Source organism: Streptomyces sp. NBC_01384 (genome assembly GCF_045040035.1).
In the GTDB taxonomy this organism is placed as follows: Bacteria; Actinomycetota; Actinomycetes; order Streptomycetales; family Streptomycetaceae; genus Streptomyces.
In genome coordinates, this window is record NZ_CP109559.1 from 240,140 (window position 1) to 264,879 (window position 24,740).

Consider the following 24,740-nt stretch of genomic DNA (forward strand, 5'->3'; position numbering starts at 1 on the left):
AGTCTGGTTCGGTCCGGTCGCACGGAACCGGAACACAGCCGAGGAGGGTTGGCCGTTGGAGATTTCCCGGCCCGCGCGAGCGGGGCACGGACACGGCAGCCGCCATCTGGTGCACCGGCCGCGGTACTTCGGCCCGCAGCCGCCGCCCGGCCCCGACGACCGGGGGCAGGAATTCGTTCTCACCGGTGAACTGCCCACCGCCCACCCGCTGTTCAACGACGGCCACGACCGCTTCCACGACCCGCAGGCGGCCATGGCGATGGTCAGCCAGGTCAGCGGGGGGATCGGGCAGGCCCACTTCGGCGTCCCGGCCGACCGGGTCGCGGTCTTCTACCGGTTCGGCCTGGAGAGCAGCGACGTGGGCGCCTGGCGCCGCCACCCGGGCGGGGCGGGCACGCTGACGGTGACCATGCAGGTCAGGCCGGACAAGGTGATCTCCGGGATCCCGCGGGCGCTGGAGTTCGACACGCGGCTGGAGATCGACGGCGTCGCGGCGGGCACCGGGTCGGCGAACCTGCTCTTCGTCGCCCCGATGGCGCACCGCAGCCACCGCGAGTACTCCCGGCACGCCGTGCTCGCCGTGGCGGGCCGGCACGCCGGGCACGCCGACGGCGCAAAGGGCGCGGGCGGGGCGCCGGGCCCCGGCCCCGCGGAGGTGGGGCGGGCCAGCGCCGCCAACGTCCTGCTGCACTCCCCGGTGAGCGTCGAGGGACACCGGCTGTCCGCGGCGGTACGCCCGCCGTGCACCTGGCCGGCCGGGCTGGCCCGGCCGGACGGGGCCCCGGCGTCCGCGCTGCTGCTCGAAGTGCTGCGCCAGACGGCGCTGCTGAGCGCCCACCGGCTGCACGGCCTGGACCCGCGGCACTGCGCGCTCATCGCGCTGCACACGCACTTCCGCGGCCATGCCGAGCCCGACCTGCCGCTGCGGTGTGCCGCTGTGGCGCAGCCGGCCCGCCAGGACGGCCTGGGCCGGCCGCTGGTGGCGCTGGCCCTGACCCTGACCCAGGCCGGGCGGGCGGTGACGGAGGCGGTGGTGTCAGTCGTCGAGGATCTGTGACCACTCCCGCCGCTCGGCGTCCAGCGCCTCCTGGATGGCGAGCGCGGCCTCGGCGTCGAGCATCGTGGTGATCTCCGTGTCCAGGGTGCGGCCCATGCCGGCGTCGTACACCGCGATGCTGACGACGAACGCGGTGGGGCCGCTGTCCAGGGTGAGGGTGCGCAGGGTCCACTCCTCGCCCGTTCCCGCGGTGCCGTCCGGCCGGTTGACCTGGGTGGGCCGGCTGTCCGGGCCGAAGCCGAACTCGCTGAAACGGAACTGGATGCCCTGGCCGATCGCCTTGCTGTAGGCCTCCTTGAGCGTCCACAGCCGCACCAGGCTCGGATTGCGCTCCCTTTCCGGCAGCCCGGCGAGCATCCGCTGCTCGTGCGGGGTGCAGATGTGCCGGGCCAGGCCCCGGGCGTAGATGCTGCGGTCCGCGCGTTCGGCGTCCACTCCGATCAGGCCGCGGCTGGTCAGGCCGACCAGCAGCAGGTCGTCGGTGTGGCTGAGGCTGATGTCGATCTGGTCGCAGCCGCGCAGGTAGGGGCGTCCGGTCGGTCCGTAGGCCAGTTCCAGGTCGATCGCCTCGGCCCGCAGCGCGGCCGCGGCCGCGTGTTTGAGCAGCCGGCGCGAGGCCGCGTACCGTCCCCGGATCTCGGGGTGGGCGATGTCGCGGTAGCGCGACCAGTCACGGCCCAGCACCGCCCGCAGTGCGGGGCCGTCCGCGGCCTGCGGGCGCCAGTCGGCGAGCCGGCCGTGGACCACTGCCGTGCCGTAGCGCCGCAGGTCCTCGCGGACCTGCGACCAGTCGGTGTCCTGCGCGCTCACGCCGATCAGGTCCCCGCCTGCCGCGTTCATCGGGTGTCCCTCCCGTCGGTCGTGACCAGTTGGTGGATGGCGTGCAGGCTGCGGGCCTGCAGCACGCGGCTGACCGGGATGCTGCGGCCCGTCTCGCGTTCCAGGAGCATCACCAGGCGCAGCAGGTGTACCGAGTCCCAGTCGGGCAGCAGGTCGAAGTCGGCGGCGGCCTGTTCCTCGGTGAGGTCCAGGCCGAGCCCGTCGCGCACCGCGTCGAGGAAGCCGGCGAGGCCGGCGGTGCGCTCAGGGCTCATCGGTGTCTCCTTCGAAGTCGGCCTGAACGGTCAGGTGGGAGGGCGCTGCGGGGATGGCGGCGAGGTCGTGGCGAAAGAGCGTCTGTGCGCCGTCGTCCGTCCTCTCGGCCACGAAGCCGAGCGAGGGGTAGAAGCCGCGGGAGCGGGTGTTGGCGCGGGTGGCGCGGTAGCGGGCGCGGACCGCGGGCAGGCCGCGGCCGCGGGCGTGGGACAGTACGGCGCTCAGGCAGCCGTGCTCGATGCCGCGGGCCAGGACCCGGCAGCTGAGCAGCATGTTGTCGATGTGGAGGCCGTCGGGTGTCTCCCGTACGAAGAGCGCGCCGACCAGGCCGCTGTCGCCGTAGGCGTCGCTCACGCGCACCGCCAGCGGGCGCAGGCCGGCTCCGGCGCCCGGTGGCGAGATCCGCTCCGCTGCGATGCGTTCGCCGGTGAGGTTGAACTGGTTGGTGCGCAGGGAGAGCTGGGCCATGCGGGGCAGTTCGTGGGGCCGGGGCGGGGAGATGCGCACGACGGTGCCCAGTTCGCGCAGGTACTCCTCGTGGGAGCCGGCGCTCCCGCGCAGCCGGGCGCGTTCGGCGGCGGCCCGGTACTGGCCGGTGCGGCCCCGGTCGTCGTCGGTGACGTGCGGGGTGTCGAACCAGCCGTCGGCCAGCAGCCGGGTGACGTGCCAGGCGGGCTCGGTGCCCAGCGGGATGACGGCGGCGCCGGGCAGGCGGTGGCGGACCAGGGCGCGTTCGGCCGGGCTGTCGTCGGCGAACACCAGGGCGTCGGTGGCGATGCCCAGTTCGCCGGCGATGGCGGCCAGGGCGGTGTCCTTGGGGTCCCAGCCGGCCCGCACGCTGACGAAGTCCTGGGCGCGCAGGGTCATGTCGGGGTGGCTCTGCAGCACGTCGTTGACCGGGCCGGGGTCGTTCTTGCTGCTGACGGCGAGGAGCACGCCCTGGGCGGCGAGCTGTTTGACCACCCGCTGGAGGGCGGCGTACGGCTCGCCGCGCAGGGTGGGCCCGCAGTCGATGCCGTCAGCTCCGTCCTCCCCCAAAACCCCGTCCCACAGGGTGTGGTCGAGGTCGAGGACGAGGCATTTCCTGGTCATGCCGCGGCGGGCGCGCAGCACGTGCACGGCTTCGCGGGCCAGCGCGGCGAAGACGGCGGCGCTGAAGGCGCTGCGGGTGTAGAGGGCCAGCCGTTCGTCGGTGGCCGCTCCCGTGGACGCGATGAGCGGGTCGAGGTCGACGACGGCCAGGGCGGGGTGGGCGGCGGGCAGCCGCAGCAGGCGGGCGTTGAACTCCCGCCACACCGCGCCGAGCAGCGCGCGCTGCTGCTGGTCGATGATCTGGTGGGTGAGGCGGCGGGGCAGCGGCAGCGTGTTGAGGACCAGGACCCCTGTTGCGTGCGCGGTGTGGGCGGCGGCGACGGTTTCCAGGCGCTCAAGGAGCCGGGCGCAGGCCTGTTCGGCGTCGGCGACCGTCCACGGCAGCGGAAGCTGTTCTAAGACCGCGTCGGCCCCAAGGACGCACAGGGTCAGCTCCGGGCGGGCCCGGCGCAGTTCGCTGCCTGGGTCGGTGAGGTCGCGCAGGTAGGCCCCGTGGTCGCCGGTGACCGGGCGGGCCAGCAGGCCGTGCCGGGCGAGTTCGGCGAGAAGCGGGTCGGTCAGCGCCGCGGTGGCGGAGTGTCCGGTGACGGCCACGGTGACGGCGGGGGTGTGCGGGTGGTGGGCGAGGACGTCCTGGGGGTCGAGCCGTGCCAGCAGGCTTCCGCAGCGTGCCAGTTCGTCGGCGATCTGCTCCTCGGAGCGGTCGGCGGCGTCGGTGAGGCGGGCCAGCAGCACGGCCACCTCGGGGTAGGCGGCGGCCAGCCGGCCGGCGTGGTGCAGGGTGCGCAGTTCGTCCAGGGCGGTGGTCATCGGCCGCGCCCTGCCGGTACGGGGCGGGCGGGCCTCTCCAGCGCGAGGCCCGCCTTGATCCATTTGCTGGACTCGACGACGACGGACAGGGCGCGCTGCCCCGGCTCCAGCTGGGCCAGGAGGCGGTCGAGCTGGAGCAGCGGCAGGGCGTTGCCGGTGTTGCCGGTGTCGCGCACGCAGGACACCTCGCGGCAGCCGGGCGGCAGGCCGAGCCCGGCGACGATCCGGTCGGTCATGTGGCCCGAGAGCTGGGGCGGCAGGACGAAGCCGACCTGCTGCGCACTCCAGCCGGCCGTGGACAGCAGTTCCCACACGATCTCGCCGGCCAGGACGGGGACCTGTTCCTCGATGGTCTTGTAGTCCTCGAAGAGCATCTGGCGGTTCGGGTCGGGGTCGGCGGCTCCGTGCCAGTCGACGATCTGTCCCGGCGCTCGTCCAAGGCCCGCGAAGCGGTGCAGCAGGCCGCGTACCGCGACGGCCTCGCCGTGCGGGTCGGCGGTGACCACCGCGGCGGCGGCTGCGTCGCCGAACAGGACGTAGTTGACCAGTTCCTGGGTGGCCAGCGCGGAGGCGTCCCGGCCGGCCTGGAGGAAGCGGGCGGTGACGTCGCCGGCGACGACGAGGCCGGCGCGGTGGCCGCCGGCCAGCAGGGCGCGGGCCACGTCCAGGGCCTGGACGGCGCCCGAGCAGCCGGCCTGGAGCTGGTAGGTGGGCAGGTGGTTGAGACCGAGGCGGTCCGCGGTCTGGTTGGCGGTGGTGGGCAGCAGAGCGTCGGGCGTCGCGGTGGACAGCACCAGGAAGTCCAGGTCCGCGGCGGCCAGTCCGGCGGCGGCCAGCGCCCGGCCGGCCGCCTCGGCGCACAGGTCGGCGAGGGTGTGGGTTTCCTTACCCGTGGCCGGGTCCCAGCCGAAGTGGCGGGTGCGGGTGCCCACGAAGAGGTCGATCCAGTCCTCGCTGATCCCGAAGATGCCGCTCAGGGCCGCGTTGTCGACGGGGTCGGCGGGCAGTGCGCTGCCCGTGCCGGCGAGGTGCAGGAGGACGGGGCCGGCGGTCATACGGTGACCCCCGTGCCGGTCAGCTCGCGTACGAGAACGGCGAGTGTGCCCACGGAGCGCAGTGCGGGCAGCAGTTGCTGCATGGTGATGCCCGCGGCCTGCGGCAGCCGCTGTTCGATCCGGTCCTTCAGCTGCATGATCATCACCGAGTCGAAGCCGAGGTCCTCGTAGATCCGGGCCGCGGCGTCGACCTGTTCGCGCGGGTAGGCACCGACTTCCACGACCGCGTCGATGACCGCGCACAGCGCGGCATCGTGCCGGCCGGCCGCCGTCTCGCCGGGCCCGTGGGAGGGGTGCGGGCGGGCGGCGGGGGCGTCGCTCGGCCCGGCCGCGTCCGGTACGGCCGGCCCGGCTGCCGGGCCGGGGGCCTGGGCGGGGATCTGGCCGGAGGCCTGGGCGGGGGTATGGGCGGGGGTATGGGCGGGGGTATGGGCGGGGGCGGTCTGCGGGAAGCGGCGTGCGCGGGAGAAGACGTAGGGGGCGAGGCGTTCGGTGCGGCGGTGGGCCGGCTCGTAGAGGGCCTCCCAGCGCGGCTCGACGCCGCTGAGGTAGAGCCCGGCGACCGCTTCGGCCAGGTCGGTGGCGGTGGCGGCCGGGCCGGGGGCCGGGTGCAGCAGCCGGATGCCGGCCGGCAGGCCGGCCCGCTGGGCCAGGCGCAGCAGGTGCCCGGTGGGGCCGAGCTCGACCAGGCAGGTCGGGGCGGTCTCGGCGACCAGGGCGGACAGTGCGTCGGCGAACCGCACCGGCGCCTTGGCCGGCTGCGCCCAGTACGCGGCGTCCACGATCTCCTCGCCGAGCATCCGGCCCAGGCGGGCCGAGGCCCAGGCGATCCGGGCCGGCCCGGCCGTCACCGGGCCGGCCGCGGCGGCGGGGGCGGCGGGGGCCGGGCAGGGGTGCGGGCCGGGGAGCCGGCGGGTGTGCAGGCCGCGGGCGGCCAGTTGCTTCGCGGCGTGTTCCAGTACGTCCGCGGTGCCCGAGACGACGGTGTCGTGCGGGCCGTCCACGGCGGCCAGGAGCAGCCCGGGGTGGGCGGCGAGCACGTCGGCGATCTCTTCCTCGCCGCCGCGTACGGCGAGCAGGGCGCCGCCCGGCAGCTGCTCGGCCGCGGCGGCGTGGGCGGCGGTCAGGCGGGCGGCGTCGGGCAGGGAGAGCACGCCCGCGGCGACGGCGGCGGCGTACTCGCCGGTGCCGTGGCCCAGGACGGCGTCGGGTACCACGCCCAGGTCGGCCAGGGTCTGGGTGAGGGCGTGGGCGACGGCGAACAGGGCGGGTGTCGCCCACCGGGCGCGGTTGACGGCGGGGTCCTCGGTAAGGATCAGGTCGCGTACCGAAGCGCCGGTGTGGGGGCGCAGGGCGTCGTCGGCGTCGTCCAGGTGGCGCCGGTAGGCGGCGGACTCGCGGTAGAGGGCGGCCGTCATGCCCGGCTGCTGGCAGCCCTGTCCCGGGTAGAGGAAGGCGACGGCCGCGGGGCGCAGGGCGCGGTCGCTGACGCGGGCGCGTGTCTGCTCGTCGTCGGCGGCGGTGCGCAGGGCGTCGGCGAGTTGGGCGGTGTCGCGGGCGGTGAAGGCGGCCCGGTAGGGCAGGCCGGTCTTGGTCTGGTTGCTGGTCCAGCACACCGGGGCCGCGTCCCCGCGCGGGCGGCGGGCCAGTGCCTCGGCCTGGGCGGCGAGATTGCGGCGCAGTGCCTCGGGGGTGTCGGCGGAGAGCGTGAACACCCCGGCGGCGTGCGCAGCGCGGGTCGCGGCGTGCGGCGGGCGGGGGGCGGAGGCCAGGACGGCGTGGGCGTTGGTGCCGCCCATGCCGAAGCTGCTGACGCCGGCCAGCACCTCGCCGGGCGGCAGCCGCAGGGGGGCCTTGAGCAGGGCCAGGCCCCGCTCGGCGAGGCGCAGGCGGGGGTTCTCGCGGGCGGCGAAGGGGCTGGCGGGCACGATGCGGTGGTGCAGGGCCAGTGCCGTCTTGATCAGGCCGGCGATGCCCGCGGCCCCCTCGGTGTGGCCGATGTTGCCCTTGACCGAGCCGAGCGCGCACGGGGTGTCGCGGGGCCCCGCGTACACCTCGCCGAGGGCCGCGCACTCGATGATGTCGCCGAGCGCGGTGCCGGTGCCGTGCGCCTCGAGGAAGCGGACCTGGTCCGCGCCGACGCCGGCCCTGCGGTGGGCGGCGGCCACCACGGCCTGCTGGGACCAGCGGCTGGGCGCGGTGACGCCGTTGCTGCGGCCGTCCTGGTTGACGGCGGTGCCGCGGATGACGGCGTAGACGCGCTGGCCGTCGGCGAGCGCGTCCTGAAGGCGGCGCAGCACCACCACGCCGGCGCCGTCGCTGCGGCCGATGCCGTCGGCGTCCGCGCTGAACGGCTTGCACCGGCCGTCGGGGGCCTTGAGGCCCATCTGCTGGTAGACCATGCCGAGCGCGGGGGTGAGCACGAGGTTGACGCCGGCGGCCAGCGCGGTGGAGCACTCGCCGGACAGCAGCGCGTTGACGGCGAGGTGCACGGCGACCAGCGAGGAGGAGCAGGCGGTGTCCACCGCGAGGCTGGGGCCCTTGAGGTCGAGGTGGTAGGAGATCCGGTTGGCCGTCATGCCCGTGCTGCTGCCGGCGCCGAGCTGCGGGGTGATGCGCGCCAGGTCGCCCATGTGCAGCTGGGCCCATTCGCTGCCCATCACGCCGACGAAGACACCGGTGTCGCTGCCGGCCAGTGCGCGGGGGGAACGGCCCGAGTCCTCCAGGGCCCGCCAGGCGCACTGCAGCAGGAGCCGCTGCTGCGGGTCCATGGCGGCCGCCTCGCGGGGCGCGATGGTGAAGAAGTCGTTGTCGAAGACGTCGGCGTCCGCCACGAAGCCGCCCCGGACGGTGTCGTCGAAGCCCTCGCCGCCGCGGCCGGCGGGCAGCGGGCCGATCGCGTCGCCCCCGCGCATCAGCAGTTCCCAGTAGGCCTCGATGCCGTGGGCCGCGGGGAAGACGCAGTCCAGGCCGACCACCGCCACCGCGTTCACAGCAGCCCCCCGTCGGCGTCCGCGCCGCGCGCCGTCAGATGGGCCGCCAGCAGGGCGACCGTGGGGTGGTCCCAGACGAGCAGCGGCTCGACGGCGATGGCGAAGTCGTCCTCGATGTCGCCGCACAGGCTCAGCGCGCACACCGAGTCCATGCCGTACTCGGCCAGTGGCACCGTCGGGTCGATGCTCTCGGGCAGCCGGTCCAGGTAGACCGCGAGGTGCGTGGTCAGCCACTGGTACAGCGGGGCCTCGGTGTGCCACGGCGGGGAGGGAGTCATCCCTGAAGGCTCCTTGTTCTGATGCTGGGGGCCCGTGCTCAGCCCGGAAGCGGTGTGTTGTACAGGTCGAAGCTGCGCCGGTCCCCGTAGCGGGCCAGGACTTCCTGGTGGACGCGTGCGGTGGCCTCGGCGGGCAGGTCGGCGGCGGGGATCCCCAGCCGCTGGGCGATGCGGTGCAGGGCGGCGGCGGCCCAGGCGGGGTCGGCCAGGAAGGGGTCGGGGCCGCCCTGGTTGTGACGCCACACGCCCAGGACGCAGGCGGCGGCGAGCACCAGCACGTAGCGGTCGGTCAGGGCGAACCAGGAGGGGCCCACCGGACGGGCGGCATCCAGGGGCGGCAGGGCGAGCACCCGGCTGCGCAGTTCGTGCAGCTCGACGGTCATCTGCCCGGCCAGCTCGCGCAGCGTGCGCTCGATCGGGCCGGCGCCGGGCAGGGACGCGGCGGTGGCCAGCAGGGTGGCGCTGACGCTGTCGCGTCCGCAGGCCAGGGACAGCGGGTTGTAGTCGAACGGCGGCAGCTCGGCGCCCGGGCGGAACAGCGCGGCGGGCGCCTCGGCGCCGCTGAACCAGGACTCCTCGGCCAGGGCCCGCAGCTGCGGGATGATCGTGGCCTGGCAGGCGACGGTGCCCGCGTGGCCGAGGCTGACCACCGGCACGTCCCGGATGTGTTTCTGGAAGATGCCGACGGTGCCCTCGCGGGTGTAGATCTGCGAGCCGAGCACGGTCGCCAGGCCGTACATGGTCTCGCTCAGGACGCGGGGCAGCAGCAGCTTGACCGCCGCGGAGTAGATGCTGGTCTCGGCGGGCAGCAGGTGCAGCGCCCGGGTGGCGACCACGGCCAGGCAGTCGTAGAGCAGCAGGTTGACGAAGGCTGAGGCGAGGGTGCCCGCGGTGTGCTGCGGGTCGGCGGGGTCCAGCCCCGAGCGGCCGGGTCCCTGGGTGCGGTCCACCAGGACGGCGGTGCGCAGACCGGTGTCCACCGCGGCGGACACCAGGGAGGCCATGAGGGTGCGGCTGACCTGGAAGGAGCGCAGCGCGGTCGGCACGCCGCTGCCCAGCGGCCCCAGCAGGGTGTCGCGGGGGACGAGACAGCTGTCGAGGTCCACTCCGGCGAAGTAGCAGCCGCGCAGGCCCAGAGCGGCGGGCCGGCGGGTGACCCGGTAGCGGCCGGCGGGCAGGGTGTGCGGGTCGAGCAGGAGCACCGAGTGGCAGCCGGTGGTGCCCGGCTGCGGTTCGGTGCGGCAGAACAGCACCAGGGCGTCGGCGCGGTGCAGGTTGTTGATGACCGGTTTGCCGCCGGTGACGGCCAGGCCGTCGGCGCGTACCTGCGCCCGCACCTGGCTGCGCACGAAGTCGTTGGTGTGGGCGGTCTCGTGCTGGGCGATGGCCGCCTTGGAACCCGCCAGCAGCAACCCCGCCAGCCAGGACCGCTGGCCGGCGCTGCCTTGCATCCACACGTCGGAGGCGGCCATGAAGGTGGTCATGCCGTAGCCGGCCCCCAGGGCGACATCCCGGCGGAAGACCGGGCGCATCACCCGCAGCAGGGTCTCGGCGGAGTCGAACCGCCCGCCCAGTTCCTTCGGCACGAACTCGCGGTTCATGCCGAAGTCGTCGAGCAGCCCCTCGGCCTCGGCGAGCAGCACGGCACGCCGGTCGGCGTGCAGCAGCGCCCGGTAGCCGACCGGGTTGGCCCCAAAGGCCGGGTCGCCCAGCATCCCCTCCAGCCGTGCCACCCGGGCCGGGGCCTCGCCGGCGGGCAGGCCGGGCGGCGGCTGGGTCAGCAGCGCCGACGGCGGCGCGGAGCTCACCACGAGCCGCCCGCCACCGTGCCGCCCGCCCCGCCGCCGGCCGCCGAGCCGGCCGGCGTGCCGCCGGGCGCCGCGGGCCGCGGGAGCAGGGCCTGGACGGCCGGGTCGAGGACTTCGTAGAGCGGGGAGAGCTCTCCTTGCAGGAACAGCGTGCGCATCAGGGTCCGCTGGATCTTGCCGCTGGTGGTGCGGCGCAGGGTGCCGGGGCGCACGAGGATCACATTGCCGGCGGGCACGTCGAAGCTCCGTCCGACCAGGGCCTGGACACTGCGGGCCAGGGCGCGCAGGCGTTCGGTGCCCGCGCGCGGGGCCCGTACCTCGTGGATCACGACGAGCTGCTCGCGCTCGGCGCCGACGGTGAACACCGCGCCGTGGCCGGCGCCGAAGGCGGGGCCGATCTCGCGGATCGCCCACTCCACGTCCTGGGGGTAGAGGTTGCGCCCGTTGAGGATGATGACCTCCTTCAGGCGCCCGGTGATGTACAGCTCGCCGTCGTCGACGGCGCCCAGGTCGCCGGTGCGCAGGAAGCCGCCGCTCTCGCCGAGCGCGGCGTTGAAGGTGCGGGCGGTCTCCAGCGGCTGGCGCCAGTAGCCCTGGGCGACGCTGTCGCCGCGCAGCCAGACCTCCCCGATATGTCCGGGGGGCACCTCCCGGCCCGCCAGCGGGTCGACGATGCGCAGGTCGAAGTCGTGCACCCGCCCGGCGCCGACCAGGGTACGGGCGGGTCGGCCCGGGGCCGGGGCGCGCAGTTCGTCGTGTTCCAGGGCGGCCGCGTCCACCGCCAGGCGGCGGGCGAAGGCGCCCGGCCGGCCGCCGGAGACCACCAGGGTGGCCTCGGCGAGCCCGTAGCCGGGGTAGAGGCTGCCGGCGCGCAGGCCGGCCGGGGCGAAGCGGCGGGCGAAGGCGTCCAGGGTCTTGGCCCGTACCGGTTCGGCGCCGCACAGGGCCAGGCGCCAGCTGGACAGGTCGAGCCCGGCCAGCGCCTCGTCGCTGACACGGCGGGTGCACAGGTCGTAGGCGAAGTTGGGGCCGCCGCCCACACTCAGGCCCCACTCACCGATCGAGCGCAGCCAGCTGACGGGCCGTTTGATGAAGGAGACCGGCGGCAGCTGGACGGATACGGTGCCCAGCCACAGGGGGTGCAGCACATGGGCGATGAGGCCCATGTCGTGGTAGTGCGGCAGCCAGCTGCTGAAGCGGTCGGCGGCGGTGGTGCCCAGCAGGCGCTGCAGCGCCTCCTGGTTGGCCAGCAGGTTGCGGTGGGTGACCATCACACCGCGCGGCCTGCTGGTCGAACCGGAGGTGTACTGCAGGAAGGCGAGGTCGTCGGGGCCCGTCCGGGGGGCCCGCCAGGCATCCGCGTCGGCCGCGAGGCCATCGAGGCCGCCGAGGCCATCGAGGCCGCCGAGGCCGTCGCGGTCGTCGAGGTCGGTGGCGAGGCAAACCGTTTCTCCGCGGCCGGACACGGCCAGCCACAGCGAGGTGTCCGCCGCGTGCTCGGTATCGGTCAGCACCAGCCGGCTGCGGGTGTCCTTGAGGATGCCCGACACCCGCTGCAGCCGCTCGCCCCCGCCGGCGGGCAGCGGGGCGGGTACGGCGATGGCACCGGCGTACAGGCATCCCACGAACGCGACGAGGAAGCCGGGGCCGGGCGGGTAGAGCAGCAGCACGGGCTGGCCCTGGACGCCGTAGGCGCGCAGGCGCACCGCCAGTGCGCGGGCGCGGCGGTCGAGAGCGGCGTAGCTGAGATGTTCGGCGCCGCCGGCGTGACGCAGGAACACCTGGGCGTCGGCGGCGCCGAGGTCGGCGGCCCGCTCCCGGATCAGTTCGGTGAAGGTGGTGAAAGCAGCGGTCAACGTCAGCCCCCTCGTGGCGCATTCGAGGCGGGGCACAGGAGGCCCCTTCTGCCGCCGAAGCGCGCCCATCGTGAGATCGCGGGCTAAAGCGCCGCTTGCGATGCGCTCCCGCGCCGCAGAAATCAGGGGTACGCCTGTCCGATTCTGGGGAGTGGCGGCCGCCTACAGTGACGACAGCACGAATCTGGCGCCGGACGTGTACGCCCCGCCCGGACAGCGGGCGGGGCGGCATCCCCCCGGGGTGCCGGCCACCCGCTGTCCGGGCGGGGCCCCGGGTACCGGCGAGCGGCGCTCTGGCCGAATCCCGTTGTCTGCAGGCGAACCGGGAGACCGGAAGGCCGGGAGACCGGAAGGCCGGGAGACCGGGAGACCGGGGCTGCGGGAGGGGCGGGGCCTGGGGTACGGGGCCCGGGGGCACCGGCCGTGTCCTTGTCGCCCGCCGGCCGGCGCGACCGAGAAGAAGGTGGGGGCATGCGTTTTCGGATTCTGGGTCCGTTGGAAGTCACCTCGTCCGCGGCGGCCGAACCGGTCACGCCCCGGGCGGCCAAGATCCGCGCGGTGCTCGCCACCCTGCTGGTGCGGGCCAACGAGATCGTCTCGGTGGACGGCCTCGTCGACGAGCTGTGGGGGGAGAACCCTCCGCGCACCGCGCGGACCACCCTTCAGGTCTACGTCTCGCAGCTGCGCAAGCTGCTGCAGGCCGCCGACCCCGAGTACGGCCGGGACGCGCTGGTCACGCGCCCGCCCGGATACGCGCTGTACCTGGACCCGGCGCAGCTCGACCTGACGGTGTTCGAGGAACTGCACCAGATGGGCCGGGCGGCGCTGCTGCGCGGCGACCACGCCGCCGCGGCGGATCTGCAGCGCCGCGCGCTCAGGCTGTGGCGTGCGCCGCTGGCCTGCGACACCCCGCACGGCGCGCTGCTCGCGCGGACCGCGGTGCGGCTGGCCGAGGTGCGGGCCGCCGCCCTGGAACAGCGCATCCGCGCCGAGCTCCAGCTCGGCCACCACCAGAGCCTGGTCGGTGAACTCCAGTCCGTCGTGGCCGAGATGCCGATGCGGGAGGAGTTCCACATGCTGCTGATGACGGCCCTGTACTGCGCGGGCCGGCAGGCGGACGCGTTACAGGTCTTCGCACAGCTGCGCCGGGCCCTCATGGCGGAACTGGCCATCGAACCGGGGCAGCAGCTCCAGCGGCTCCACCAGCGGATCCTGGCCGGCGATCCGGAACTGCTGCACCCGGCGCCCGCCCGCCGGACACCGCAGGAGACCACAGCGGGCACGACACCGCAGAAGACCGCACCGGGCGGCAGGGCACAGCAGACGGCGGCGGGCGGCAGGGCACAGCAGGAGGAGGCGGACGGGAGGGCGCCGGAGGCGGCGGCGGGCGGCAGGGTGCCGGAGGAGGCGGCGGACGGGAGAGCGCCGGAGGAGGCGGGCGGCAGGGTGCCGGAGGAGGCGGGCGGCAGGGTGCCGGAGGAGGCGGCGGGTGCGGCGCAGGTCCAGTTGCCCGGCCAGGCCCTGGACCGGCTGCCCGCACGCGACCCGGTGTTCATCGGCCGCGCCGAGGAACTGGACCGGCTCGACTCCCTGCTGCGCGACGTCCCGGCCGGCGGCTGTGCGGCGATCGCCGGAGCGGCCGGCACCGGCAAGACCGCGCTCGCCGTCGCCGCCGGCCACGAGCTGGCCGACCTCTTCCCCGACGGCCGGGTCTTCCTCGAACTGGGCGCCGGGCAGCAGGCGCAGGCGGAGGCGGCCGGCTCACTGACGCGTCTGCTGCGCCGGTTCGGGGTGCAGGGGCCGCTGCCGTCCGATCGGGCCGGGCTGCGCCGCATCCTGCACCGGCTGACCGAGGGCCGGCGGATGCTGCTGATCCTGGACGGGGCCGCGTCCCCGGCGCTGGTGCGGTCGCTGCTGCCGGACACCCCGGGCAGCACCGCGCTGATCACCTGCCGGCGCGTGCCGGACGGGCTGACCGACCGGGTGCTGGAGCTGGACGTCCTGCCCCAGGACGAGGCCCGGCGGCTGTTCACCGCGGCGGCGGGCCGTCTGATACCGCAAGCCTGCAACGAGGCGTCGGTACGGGAGATCGCCGCGCTGTGCGAGGGACTGCCGCTGGCCCTGCGGGCGGCGGCGGCGCGGCTGGCCTCACGCCCGCACTGGGGCCTGGACATGCTGGCCGCCCGGCTGCGCGGCGAGCAGCGGCGGCTGGCGGAACTGAGCGCCGCGGCCCCCGGCTTCCACGACCGGCTGCGCTCCTCCTACGAGGAGACCGAGCCGGTGCTGCGGCACGCCTTCCGCCTGCTGGGACTCCTGCCCGCGGGGCCCTTCGGGCCCGCAACGGCGGCCGCGGTCCTCGGCGAGGACGTGGCCAAGACCGGGGACCTGCTGAGCGCACTGGTCCAGGCGCGGCTGCTGCGCCGGGTGGCGGGCGGCCCCCACCACGGCACGCACCACCGGCTGCACCCGCTGTGGCGGCTGCTGGCCCTGGAGTGCCTGGCCGCCGAGAGCCCGGCCGCCCAGGCGCGGGCGGCCACCGCCAGGCTGGCGGCCGAGTTCACCGCGCAGCTCCGCGCGGCCGACGGCCCCGCCGCCCGGCGCGGGACGCATCCGCTGGAGTGGTTCAGCCGGCGGCAGGAGGGGCTGGTGGACGTCGTACGCCGGTGTCATGCGGCCGGCCTGTGGGCGCAGACGGCCGACCTCGCGGATGCCATGACCGGTTTCCTGGAGGCCCGGGCGGCCTGGGAGGCCTGGGAGACCTGTCACACCCTGGCGCTGGACGCGGCGCGGCACCAGGAGGACCTCGCCGCCGAAGCCCGGCTGCTGCGGTCGCTGGGCGACCTGGCCTGGCAGCGGCGGCACTTCACGGCGGCCGGCGAGTTCTACGAGCGGGCGCTGCTGACCGCCGACGCCGCGCCGGCGGCCGCCGAACGCGGCCGGGCCCTGGTCGGCCTGGCCGACCTGCAACTGGACGCGGGCGGACTGGAGGAGGCGGCAGCCCTGCTCTCGCCCGCGCTCGACGCGGTCGCCGACGACCCGAGGGGCCGCTACGAGGCGCACCGGGTGCTGGGCCTGCTGGCACTGCAGAGCGCCGGGCCGGATGCGGCCGAGGCGCACTTCGCCGACTGCCTGAACCTGGCGACGGCACTGCGCGATGCGCGCCTGGAGTCCTACGCCCGCCGCTGGCTCGACCGGGTGCACGGCACCGGCCACCGGCCCCCGGGCTGGTCGGAGGTCCGGCCCGGGGTGTGGCGCCTGGCACCCTGCGCCGGCTGAACACACAACGACGGCGACGACGGCAGCGATGGCGACGGCGACGGCAGGCGGGCGGGCGTCCGGCGGGCGTCCGGCGGCGTGAACTCCCCCGGCGCGGCACCGGCATGGTCCCGGCCGGCCGGTCGGCCGGCCGGTCGGTCGGGTCAGTGACCGGCCTGTTCGGGTGTGCGGGTGCGCAGGTCCAGGGGCAGGTCCTGGCGGCGGGAGATGCCGAGTTTGCGGTAGGCGCAGGTGAGGTGGCGCTCGACCGTGCTGGCGCTGACGTAGAGCTTGGCCGCGATCTCCCGGTTGGTGTGGCCCTGGGCGGCGAGGGTGGCCACCCGTTCCTCCGCGCCGCTGAGCCGGCCGGCGTCCCGGCCGGCGGCGGGGCGCGCGGCGCGCTGGGGGCCGGGGGCGGGACGTATCTGCTCGCACAGCGGCAACGCGCCGCACTCGCCCGCCAGCTGCCAGGCCCGCCGGGTGATCGTCCCCGCCCGGGTTCCCTCGCCGCTCAGCCGCAGCGCGGAGCCCAGGTCGGCCAGGGAGCGGGCGAGTTCGAGGCGGTCCCCGTAGTCGCGCAGTTCGTCGACCGCGCCGCTCAGCAGCTCGACGCGGCGCCGGGGCTCCGCGGTGGCCGCGCTCAGCCGGAGCGCCACCCCGCGCACCCGCGCCCCGCCCACCGCCGCACGGGCGAGCTGGTCCGCGAGCAGGGCCTGTGCCTGGGCCGGGCGCCCGAGATGCAGCAGCGCCTGGGCGGCGCCGGTGCGCCAGGGCAGCAGAGCGGGCTGGTCCACTCCCCAGCGGCCGGCGATGCTGCCCGCTTCCAGGAACTCCTCCAGGGCCTCCCGGGGGCGGGCGGTGGCCAGGTAGTAGCGGCCGCGCGCGCCGAGGAAGGCGAGGGCGTGCACGGTGGAGTACGGCTCGCCGGGCAGGGTGGGATGCAGATACAGGGCGGCCTTGGCGTACTCGCCCTGTTCGGTGAGTGCCTGGACCAGCAGGGCGAGCGGGGCGAGGAGATACGGGCCGCCGCGGCCGGCGAGGTGGCCGAGCGCGGAGGTCGCCTCCCGCCGGGCGCCCGCGAGGTCGCCGAGGTGCAGCAGGGACTGGGCGTGTGCCGTGGCGAAGGCGGCCTGCCAGCCGGGGGCTTCCCGGGCCGGGGCCTGCTCGCCCAGACGGCGGCACCAGGCGATGGCGCTGTGCGGCCGGTGCTCGACCAGGGTGCGCAGGGCGCGGTCGATCAGCTCGAAGGCGGCCTGGGTCAGCGGCGTGCCGGCCAGCAGCCGTTCGGCGGCCGCTACGCCGTCCGGGGCGTGGGGGGGCAGCCACAGCGCGGCGGCGCGGACGGACGGCGGGGCCGGGACCCGGGAGGCCGGGAGCTGGGAGGCCGGGACCTGGGGGGCCGGGAGCTGGGAGGCCGGGACCTGGGGGGCCGGGTGCTGGTCGCGCAGCGGGGGGTGGGCGGCCGCCGGGCGGGCGCCCTGGGCGGCCCGGCCGAGGGCCTCGTCGGCCTCCTCGACGCGGCCCTGGGCCGCCAGCAGCCGGGCCAGCCACCCCGCGTCGGCGGGCGGCAGTTTCCCCGCGCGCAGGGCGGCCTGGGGTTCGTCGAGGAGACGGTGGGCCGCGGCCGGGTGCAGCCGCCAGGTGTGGGCGGCGAGCTGGAGGGTGATCCGCAGCCGTGTGGGGACGTCGCGGCAGCCGGAACGGGCCAGGCGCAGACAGGCCTGGGCCTGGTCGGGGTCGCTGCGGGAGAACGGTTCCTGCCGGGCGGCGTCCCGCAGGGCCTGGATCTCCCAGTCGTGTGCGGCGGCCTGGGCGGCGAGCAGCCGGCGTGCCACGACGGCCGGTTCGGCCAGGGCGTGGTGCAGGACGCGGGCGGCGTCGCGGTGCAGCGACCGGCGCTGTGCGGGCGGGAGCGTTGCGAGCACGGCGGACTCGGCCGTGGGGTGGAGCAGCCGGGCACCGGCGGCGAGTCCCGCGGCGTCGAGTGCGTGGTGGGCCCGGGCGGCGGCGTCGGGGCTCAGCCGGGCGAGCGGGGCGGCGCTGCGCAGGTCGGCCTGCTCGCCGAGGACGGCCAGGGCCAGGGCGAGCCGGCGGGCGGCAGAGCCGCAGCGCTGCACACAGATCGCGAACGCCTCGGCGAAGGGGCCGCCCAGCCCGGGCTGCGGCCACCCGGGCCGGCGGCCGTCGGCGGGGCCCGTCTCGGCCAGCAGGGCGCGCAGCAGCAGCGGGTTGCCGCCGCTGAGGCGATGGAGTTGCGCGGTGGCGCCCGCCGGCACCGGGGTGCCCCAGAAGCGGGCCAGTTCCGCGGTGCTGCGGGCATCCAGGCGGGCGAGGGGGATACGCACGAAGCTGTGGTGGCGCAGCAGTTCGGTATGCAGGCCTGAGCCGTCGCTGCGGTGGTACGGGGACTGGGCGAGCACCGTCAGCAGGGGGGCGTGGCGCAGGGCGTGGGTCAGGCGCAGCAGTTCGGCGAGTGAGGCGCGGTCGGCGTACTGCAGGTCGTCGATGCACAGGGCCACCGGGCCGCGGGCGCAGGCCGCGCGCAGCAGGGAGGCGAAAGGGGTGCCGGTCGTATCCGGTGCCGGGGCCGGCCGGGAGGGGCCCGCGGTGAGGCCGTCGGCGAGCCGGCGCAGCAGGGCGTGGTCCTGGCGGCGGGCGGCGGGGTCGGCGGCCGCGTGCAGCACGGTGAGCCCGCGCTCGGCCGCGGCGTCGGCGGCGTACTGCACCAGCCGCGTCTTGCCGCAGCCGGGTGCCCCTTCCACCAGGACCAGCTGGGCCGTGCCGTCGGTGCAGGCACGCAGGGCCTTGTCCAGCCGTGCGCACTCGTCGTCGCGATGCAGGAGCACCATGGGCCCGCCCTCCCGGTCGTATTCTCCCCGTTCGCGCAGTCTAGGAAGGCATATGCCACCGCGAGTGCCTGCCGCGGCGGGCACTGGCTGCACGGCAGGAAGTGCCCGCCGGACAAAGCCCGCCGGGGCACGCCGGGGCACGGCGGGGCGCACCTGCGGACAGCGTGAGCGACGGCGAGGGCGAGGGGGACGGCGTGGGCGAGGGTGAGGGTGAACAGCCGCGGGGCCTGTGGCCGTTGCGGGGCCCGCGGCCGGGTGGAGGGCGCGGCCGGGCGGAGGGCGCGGTACCGGCTCCCCGGCCGTCTCCCCGCTCAGAAGCTGTTTCACATCCTCTTTGCGCAGGTCAGAACGGTGAGGCTTGCAGGGGTTGCTGACGGCACCGTTCGGAAGAGCGTCGTGGCGACGCCTCCGGGAGAGGCTGGCGAGCTTCGCGCGTTCCGCCTCGGCGGTTCGTTCCAGCGTGATCAATTCATCGGGGACCTCGGGACGCATTACAGAAGCGCAATCGGGCAGACGTCCTGCGTATCGGTCATGGCGCGTCCCCCACAAAACAGCCCGGCCGTGTGTGCCACACGCTCGTCCCCGACCGCGTGGGGTTCCCGCGGCGCGGGGCCAAAGTGAGCCACATCATTGGACAAATAGAAAACATCAGACATTCTGCTCGGCATGCGTTTTTCTCCCACTGATCGGTGCCGTGGTGGCTCGACGGCGACACCGCAGGCCTTGGTGGCGCTGCTGGGCCAGATCAGGACGATCGGCTCGGGCCGGAGCGAGTACGTCCTGCACGGTGTAAAGAGCCTGATCGCGGCGGTGCTTACGTGGCAGCTCATCGCCCTGTGGCTACCGGGACAGCAGCAGTTCCTGGGTGTGGCCACTGCACTGTTCATGGCAAACGCGCCTACGGTGTACAGCTCGGTCGTCCATGCCGTGCGCCGAGTGGGGATCCAGGTATTGGGAGTGTTCCTGGCTGTCGCCGCCGCCTGGCTGCTGGGGGCCACCGCAGGAGGCATCCTGGCCGTCCTGACGACGGTGCTGCTCACCGGCAGACGGGGCAACGGCGAGGACCGGCTCCAAATCGCATCGACTGCGTTGATCACCCTGACAGCTGCTGCCGCGGCTCCGGTCGGACACGTGGTCTCCCCCGTGGTCTCCACCCTTACCGGCGCCGTGGTGGGAGTCGTGGTCAACGCCTTGATCCTTCCATCGACGCACCTCGCCCAGTCCGACGCTGCTGTCCGGCGTCTGGCCCGCTGCACCGGCACGCTGCTGCAGGACATGAGCCGAGGGCTGGAGGGGGAACGGCCCCTGAGCCACGCCTCCATCTGGCTGGAGCGGGCACGCGACCTGGAGCAGCAGCTCTCGGAAGCAAGGGAGGAGGTACAAACATCGGCGGAAAGTCTGCGCTGGAACGTCCGAGCCGGGGCTCGAAGGCAACACATGATCCAGATCTATGAGGGTGCCTTGGAGGTGCTGCACACGGCGTCGTTTCAGGTGCGCGGCATCGCCAGGACGCTGGCCGACAGCCTCGTTCAAGGCGCGCACCCCGGCTTGAACGGCGGCTTCGCTGTTCGATACGCCGAAGCTCTCGATCTGGCAGGGCAGGTGTTCATGAGCTATGCCGGAATCGGAGCGGCGGCCGGCTCGACTGAAGTCGATGCCCAAAGGCACTTGCACACAGTGATCGAGCGTATGCGTACCTGGCATGCCGGGATGACCGATCTCATCGACCGGGGAGCAGTCGGCGCGCCTGATGCGTGGCATGTCTATGGATCGCTCGTCGTCGACGTGGAGCGTCTGCTCTGCGACCTGGACGACACGAAGCTGCCCCAAGGCGCAGGCCCGGCCGCAGTCGTCGAGATCAACGGCTCGCGGTGCATTGACTCGATGATCCGGGCTTGACGGTTCGAAGGGGGCTACGGTGACTGGGTAGCCCCCTGCTGCTGATACGCGGCGCGCATCGCGCTCGTGTGTGGGTTACCTTCGCACCCGTGGAGGCAACCCGCCGGACTACGAATTTACTCCGAGCTCGGAGTAATTCGTAGTCCCGTGCGTTTCGTCGGGCCCGCATGTCCTCGGCCCTGCCAACGACGTCATCAAGGCCGCAGCCGACTTCGGCCGCGCGGACGCCGACCGCTGGCGACGCGATCATCCCTACTTCCAACTCCTCGACAGCTTGCACACCAATGCCAGCCGCGCCGAAGCCGAAATTCGGCAGCTCGAAGACGAAGGCCAATACAACGGGATGGAGCGGCCTGCGCTCGATATTGCGGCGCGTGACGCCCTTGAGAGGTACTACGCCCAGCAGGACAGTGGCGAAGATCCCGACCCCGCCCCAGTACGCAAGGCCATCGTGGCCACAGACCTGTTCGACGCTCGGGAGTTGCCAGACGAACTCGCTCGGGAAGTGGCCGACGTACTGCTGCCGTCCTCGAACAGGCGTCATGCCTTCCACAAGGGCCTGGCCGACCAGCAGCGGAAGAAGGTCGAGACTCGCGCAGCACTGGACGAAGCGCGCCAGCAACTCGCCCACGCTGTTGCCATGTGGAGCGCGACGCCGCCCTGGAGGCTGGCGCGGCGGCTGCGTCGCGGGAAGAACCCGGCCAGGGCTGTCGCCTCAGAATCGCCGAGGCGTCCGCGCTTGCCTCGTAGTCGGCGGCCATCCGCTGATCTCATTGAAGTCAGCGGGCGGAGCCCCGAAGCGACACGGCCCTGACGTGTATCGAAGCCCTGCTCAACTTGTCATGCAGGGATCAGACACAGCTTCTCAGCTTTTTTTAACCTCGCCGGGTCACCTGACCTGCTGATCTTGGCGTCTTCCTGAGACAGCAGGACGGCCGTTCTTCACGCTTCGAGGTGTCGAGCAACGTCGCGTGAAGGAACGGCCGCTGTGAAGAGTCTGGCTCCTGCAGGTCCCGCTGACGCCGCGATGAGCGTGCTGTCCCACTTTCGTGTCGAGTTCTACGACTGCCTCTACAAGCGGCCGGATGCGCTCTTCGAGCTGGCCGACGCGGTGCTGTGCACGGACGGTCCGGTGACGTCGTTGGCCGAGCTCACGCTTACCGCCGAGCATCAGCGCGGGCACGGGGCGATGTACGACGCGGTCAACCACGGCTGGCTGGAGCCGCGCCGCCTGCGCAGGCTGCTTGCCTCCACACCGCTGCCGCGTGCTGCCGATGGGCGGATCGTCCTCGCGGTGGATGTGAGCAACTGGCTGCGCCCCGACGCGCCGACCAGTCCGGACCTGCTGTTCTGTCACGTCTACGGCCGGGGCCGCAGCGCCGATCAGTTCATCCCGGGCTGGCCCTACTCGTTCGTCGCCGCCCTGGAGACGGGACGCACATCATGGACCGCGGTCCTGGATGCGATCCGGCTGGGGCCGGCCGACGACGCCACCGCAGTGACCGCCGCTCAACTCCGCGACGTCTTCACCAGGCTCGTGCACGCCAGGCAGTGGAAGCCCGGCGACGCGGACATCCTCATCGTCATGGACGCCGGCTACGACGTCACCCGCCTCGCCTACGTCCTGGCGGACCTGCCGGTCGAACTGGTCGGAAGGCTGCGCTCGGACCGGGTCATGCTCCGCGACGCCGGCCCACGGCGTTCCACCCCGCGCGGCGGGCAGCCCCGCAAGCACGGCGGAGTCCTCACCTTCGCCAAACCGGACTCCTGGCACACCCCCGACCAGGCCACCACCTGCGACACCACCCGCTACGGCCGGGCCGAAGCGTTCGCCTGGGACCGGATGCACCCGCGTCTGACGGCCCGTGGTCCCTGGCTCGACCACTGCGGTGAACTTCCCCTGATCCACGGCACGTTGATCCGGCTGAAGGTCGAGCACCTGCCCGGCGACCGCGACCCGAAGCCGGTCTGGCTGTGGTCCTCGCGCACCGCGATGACGGGCGAAGACCTCGACCTGCGCTGGCAGGCGTTCCTGCGCAGATTCGACCTGGAGCACACGTTCCGGCTGTTCAAGCAGACACTGGGCTGGACCGTGCCGAAGGTCCGGGACCCGCACACCGCCGGCCTGTGGACCTGGCTGATCGTCGTCGCGCACACCCAGCTCCGCCTCGCCCGCCCCCCCGCCGAGGACCTCCGCCGTCCCTGGGAACGGCCGGCCGAGCCCCGCCGTCTCACCCCTGCCCGGGTCCGCCGGGGGTTCCGCCACCTCCGCGTGAAGACCGCCCGTCCCGCAGGTGTGCCCCAACCCTCCCGGCCCGGCCCCGGACGCCCACCCGGCTCGAAAAACCGCAGGCCAGCCCCGCACCACGAACCCGGGAAGACCGTGAAACGAGCCGAAACCCTCACCGAACATGTCCGCTTGAAACAGCAGCGAGGTTAAACGCCAAGCTCAGGCGGAGCGTGCTGCTTCGTCCGCCGGGCGGGCGGGGGCCTGTCCCCCGTCGTCGCGGCGGGTGCGGCAGGGGCCGGCGCGCGGCGGCGAGGCGGGTGGTCACCCAGTCGACGATGTCGCGGGTCGGTGTCCCGGGGGTGAAGACGGCGGCGACGCCGAGGCCGAGCAGCTGCGGGACGTCGGCGTCGGGGATGATGCCGCCGCCGAACACGGTGATGTCGTCGGCCTGCCGCTGCCTGAGGTCCTCCAGCAGTGCGGCGAACAGGGTCATGTGGGCCCCGGACAGCACGGACAGGCCGATGCCGTCGGCGTCCTCCTGGACGGCCACGTCGGCGATCTGCCGCGGGCTCTGGTGCAGTCCGGTGTAGATGACCTCGACACCGGCGTCCCGCAGGGCGCGGGCGACCACCTTCGCACCCCGGTCGTGCCCGTCCAGGCCGGGCTTGGCCACCACGACCCGGAGCGGGAGTGCGGATGGGAGCACGGGTCCTCCATACGGTTCGGGCCGTTCCTGGCGGCCGGCCCCGGAAATTAGGCGGCTTGAGGGGGAATCAGAGAGAATCGGGGGGAATTGAGGGGGAATTCGCTGCGCGGGCCGCGCCGTGCGCGGGCCGGTGCCGGCAGGTGTCGCGGTGTCAGTACGTGCCGGAGGGAACGTGGGTGCCCCATGCCTTGCGCAGGGTGTCGCAGACCTCGCCGACGGTGGCTCCGCAGGCCAGTGCCTCCTTCATCGGGTAGAGGACGTTGTCGCTGCCCCCGGCGGCCTTGCGTACCGCGACGAGCGCGTCGTCGACCCGGTCGGAACACCGCCAGGCGCGCAGTTTGGCCAGTCGTTCGCCCTGGCGCCGTTCGGCGGCGGGGCCGGCGCGCAGCGGCTCGCGGGGTTCCTCCTCGTCGAGCCGGTAGCGGTTGACGCCGACCACGACGCGCTCGCCGGAGCCGGTCTGCCGGGCGACGCGGTGGGCGTTGCGTTCGATCTCGGCCTTCTGGAAGCCGTGTTCGATGGCACCGACCGCGCCGCCCAGCTTCTCCACCTTCGCCATCAGTTCCAGCACGGCGGCCTCGATGTCGTCGGTCATCTTCTCGACGGCGTAACTGCCCGCGAACGGGTCGGCGGTGGCGGTGACATCCGTCTCGTGGGCCAGGACCTGCTGGGTGCGCAGGGCGAGCCGGGCGCTCTTGCCGGCGGGCAGTGCGACGGCCTCGTCGAAAAGGCCGGTGTGCAGGGACTGGGTGCCGCCCAGGACCGCGGCCAGGCCCTGGACGGCCACGCGCACCAGGTTCACCTCCGGCTGCTGCGCGGTGAGCTGCACCCCCGCGGTCTGCGTGTGAAAGCGCAGCATCTGCGACTTCGGGTGACGCGCGCCGAACTCCTCGCGCATCACCCGCGCCCAGATGCGGCGTGCCGCACGGAACTTGGCGACCTCCTGAAGGATCGTGGTCCGTGCGGTGAAGAAGAACGACAGCCGCGGCGCGAAGTCGTCGACGTCCAGGCCGGCCGCGATGGCCGTGCGCACGTACTCGATGCCGTCGGCCAGGGTGAAGGCGATCTCCTGCACTGCGGAGGCGCCCGCTTCGGCCATGTGGTAGCCGCAGACCGAGATGGTGTTCCACCTCGGCATCCGGGCACGGCAGTAGCGGAAGATGTCCGCCGTCAGCCGCAGCGACGGCTTCGGCGGGAAGATGTACCTGCCGCGCGCGATGTACTCCTCCAGCACGTCGTTGTGAAGGGTGCCGGTCAGCCGGTCGGCGCGTACGCCCCGTTCCTCGGCGACCAGCTGGTAGAGCAGGAGCAGCACGGCCGCCGGCGCGTTGATCGTCAGCGACGTCGACACCTCCTCCAGCGGGATCCCGGCGAACAGCACCCGCATGTCGTCGACCGAGTCGATGGCCACCCCCGCCTTCCCGACCTCGCCGTGCGCGGCCGGGGCGTCGGAGTCGTGGCCCATCTGCGTGGGCAGGTCGAAGGCGACCGACAGCCCCGTCATGCCGTCGGCGATCAGCTGCCGGTAACGGGCGCCGGACTCGACAGCCGTGGCGAACCCGGCGGTCTGGCGCATCGTCCACGGCCGCCCGGCATACATCGACCGGTACACACCACGGGTGAAGGGATACACGCCGGGCCCGCCCAGCTGCACCGCCGGATCCCAGCCCTGCAGGGCATCCGGCCCGCAGACCGGCTCCATGGGCTGGCCGGATTCGCCCGTCCTGACCTGGTCCATCGACTCTGCCCTCCGAAAG

General features: G+C 74.2%; 15 protein-coding genes and 1 pseudogene. 5 read left to right on the forward strand and 11 right to left on the reverse strand.

Annotated elements, in window-relative coordinates; all coding sequences use genetic code 11:
* Positions 1-55 precede the first annotated feature (55 nt).
* On the forward strand, positions 56-1,057 hold the full coding sequence (locus OG747_RS00765) for an AfsA-related hotdog domain-containing protein (protein WP_405876778.1): 1,002 nt from the start codon (positions 56-58) through the stop codon (positions 1,055-1,057).
* Here OG747_RS00765 and OG747_RS00770 read toward each other — a convergent pair.
* From OG747_RS00770 to OG747_RS00805, 8 genes are read right to left on the reverse strand one after another with little or no spacing between them, the layout of a single operon-like run.
* A complete protein-coding gene (locus OG747_RS00770; RefSeq protein ID WP_405876780.1) occupies positions 1,037-1,897 on the reverse strand; it encodes a 4'-phosphopantetheinyl transferase family protein in 861 nt (286 codons plus the stop codon). The genes OG747_RS00765 and OG747_RS00770 overlap by 21 nt on opposite strands.
* Entirely contained in the window at positions 1,894-2,151 is a 258-nt protein-coding gene (locus OG747_RS00775) for an acyl carrier protein (protein WP_405876782.1), read from the reverse strand. Before OG747_RS00775 ends, OG747_RS00770 begins: the two co-directional genes overlap by 4 nt.
* On the reverse strand, positions 2,141-4,054 hold the full coding sequence (locus OG747_RS00780; protein WP_405876784.1) for an HAD-IIIC family phosphatase: 1,914 nt from the start codon (positions 4,052-4,054) through the stop codon (positions 2,141-2,143). The genes OG747_RS00775 and OG747_RS00780 overlap by 11 nt, the downstream gene beginning before the upstream one ends.
* Positions 4,051-5,109 (reverse strand): 3-oxoacyl-[acyl-carrier-protein] synthase III C-terminal domain-containing protein, encoded by a 1,059-nt coding sequence (locus OG747_RS00785; RefSeq protein ID WP_405876786.1) that lies wholly within the window; start codon positions 5,107-5,109, stop codon positions 4,051-4,053. Before OG747_RS00785 ends, OG747_RS00780 begins: the two co-directional genes overlap by 4 nt.
* Positions 5,106-8,102: a type I polyketide synthase gene (locus OG747_RS00790; protein ID WP_405876788.1), complete on the reverse strand. Its 2,997-nt coding sequence runs from the start codon at positions 8,100-8,102 to the stop codon at positions 5,106-5,108. The genes OG747_RS00785 and OG747_RS00790 overlap by 4 nt, the downstream gene beginning before the upstream one ends.
* Positions 8,099-8,380, reverse strand: coding sequence for an acyl carrier protein (locus OG747_RS00795; protein ID WP_405876790.1), 282 nt, complete (start codon positions 8,378-8,380; stop codon positions 8,099-8,101). The genes OG747_RS00790 and OG747_RS00795 overlap by 4 nt, the downstream gene beginning before the upstream one ends.
* 38 nt (positions 8,381-8,418) lie before the next feature.
* Positions 8,419-10,191 (reverse strand): acyl-CoA dehydrogenase, encoded by a 1,773-nt coding sequence (locus OG747_RS00800; protein ID WP_405876792.1) that lies wholly within the window; start codon positions 10,189-10,191, stop codon positions 8,419-8,421.
* Positions 10,185-12,044, reverse strand: a complete 1,860-nt coding sequence (locus tag OG747_RS00805; protein WP_405876794.1) for a fatty acyl-AMP ligase — start codon at positions 12,042-12,044, stop codon at positions 10,185-10,187. Before OG747_RS00805 ends, OG747_RS00800 begins: the two co-directional genes overlap by 7 nt.
* 471 nt (positions 12,045-12,515) lie before the next feature.
* Here OG747_RS00805 and OG747_RS00810 point away from each other — a divergent pair, with 471 nt between their 5' ends.
* Positions 12,516-15,320 carry a BTAD domain-containing putative transcriptional regulator gene (locus tag OG747_RS00810; protein WP_405876796.1) on the forward strand — a complete coding sequence of 935 codons (2,805 nt, stop codon included), beginning with the start codon at positions 12,516-12,518 and terminating at the stop codon, positions 15,318-15,320.
* A gap of 143 nt (positions 15,321-15,463) precedes the next feature.
* Here the strand turns inward: OG747_RS00810 and OG747_RS00815 are convergent, their stop codons facing one another.
* On the reverse strand, positions 15,464-18,148 hold the full coding sequence (locus OG747_RS00815; RefSeq protein ID WP_405876798.1) for an AAA family ATPase: 2,685 nt from the start codon (positions 18,146-18,148) through the stop codon (positions 15,464-15,466).
* Positions 18,149-18,814: 666 nt separating this feature from the next.
* Here OG747_RS00815 and OG747_RS00820 point away from each other — a divergent pair.
* From OG747_RS00820 to OG747_RS00830, 3 genes are all read left to right on the forward strand, one after another.
* Positions 18,815-20,047, forward strand: coding sequence for a hypothetical protein (locus tag OG747_RS00820; RefSeq protein WP_405876800.1), 1,233 nt, complete (start codon positions 18,815-18,817; stop codon positions 20,045-20,047).
* A 274-nt stretch (positions 20,048-20,321) separates the two neighbouring features.
* The gene (locus tag OG747_RS00825) at positions 20,322-20,861 is read left to right on the forward strand and encodes a hypothetical protein (protein ID WP_405876802.1); all 540 of its coding nucleotides are present in this window, start codon (positions 20,322-20,324) and stop codon (positions 20,859-20,861) included.
* Positions 20,862-21,074: 213 nt separating this feature from the next.
* Positions 21,075-22,487 carry an NF041680 family putative transposase gene (locus tag OG747_RS00830; RefSeq protein ID WP_405876804.1) on the forward strand — a complete coding sequence of 471 codons (1,413 nt, stop codon included), beginning with the start codon at positions 21,075-21,077 and terminating at the stop codon, positions 22,485-22,487.
* A 94-nt stretch (positions 22,488-22,581) separates the two neighbouring features.
* On the opposite strand, the pseudogene OG747_RS00835 reads toward OG747_RS00830, so the two are convergent.
* Positions 22,582-22,983 (reverse strand): annotated as a pseudogene (locus OG747_RS00835) (cobalamin B12-binding domain-containing protein); the annotation flags it as partial.
* Between the two features lie 151 nt (positions 22,984-23,134).
* A complete protein-coding gene (locus OG747_RS00840) occupies positions 23,135-24,721 on the reverse strand; it encodes a methylmalonyl-CoA mutase (RefSeq protein WP_405876806.1) in 1,587 nt (528 codons plus the stop codon).
* Positions 24,722-24,740 lie beyond the last annotated feature (19 nt).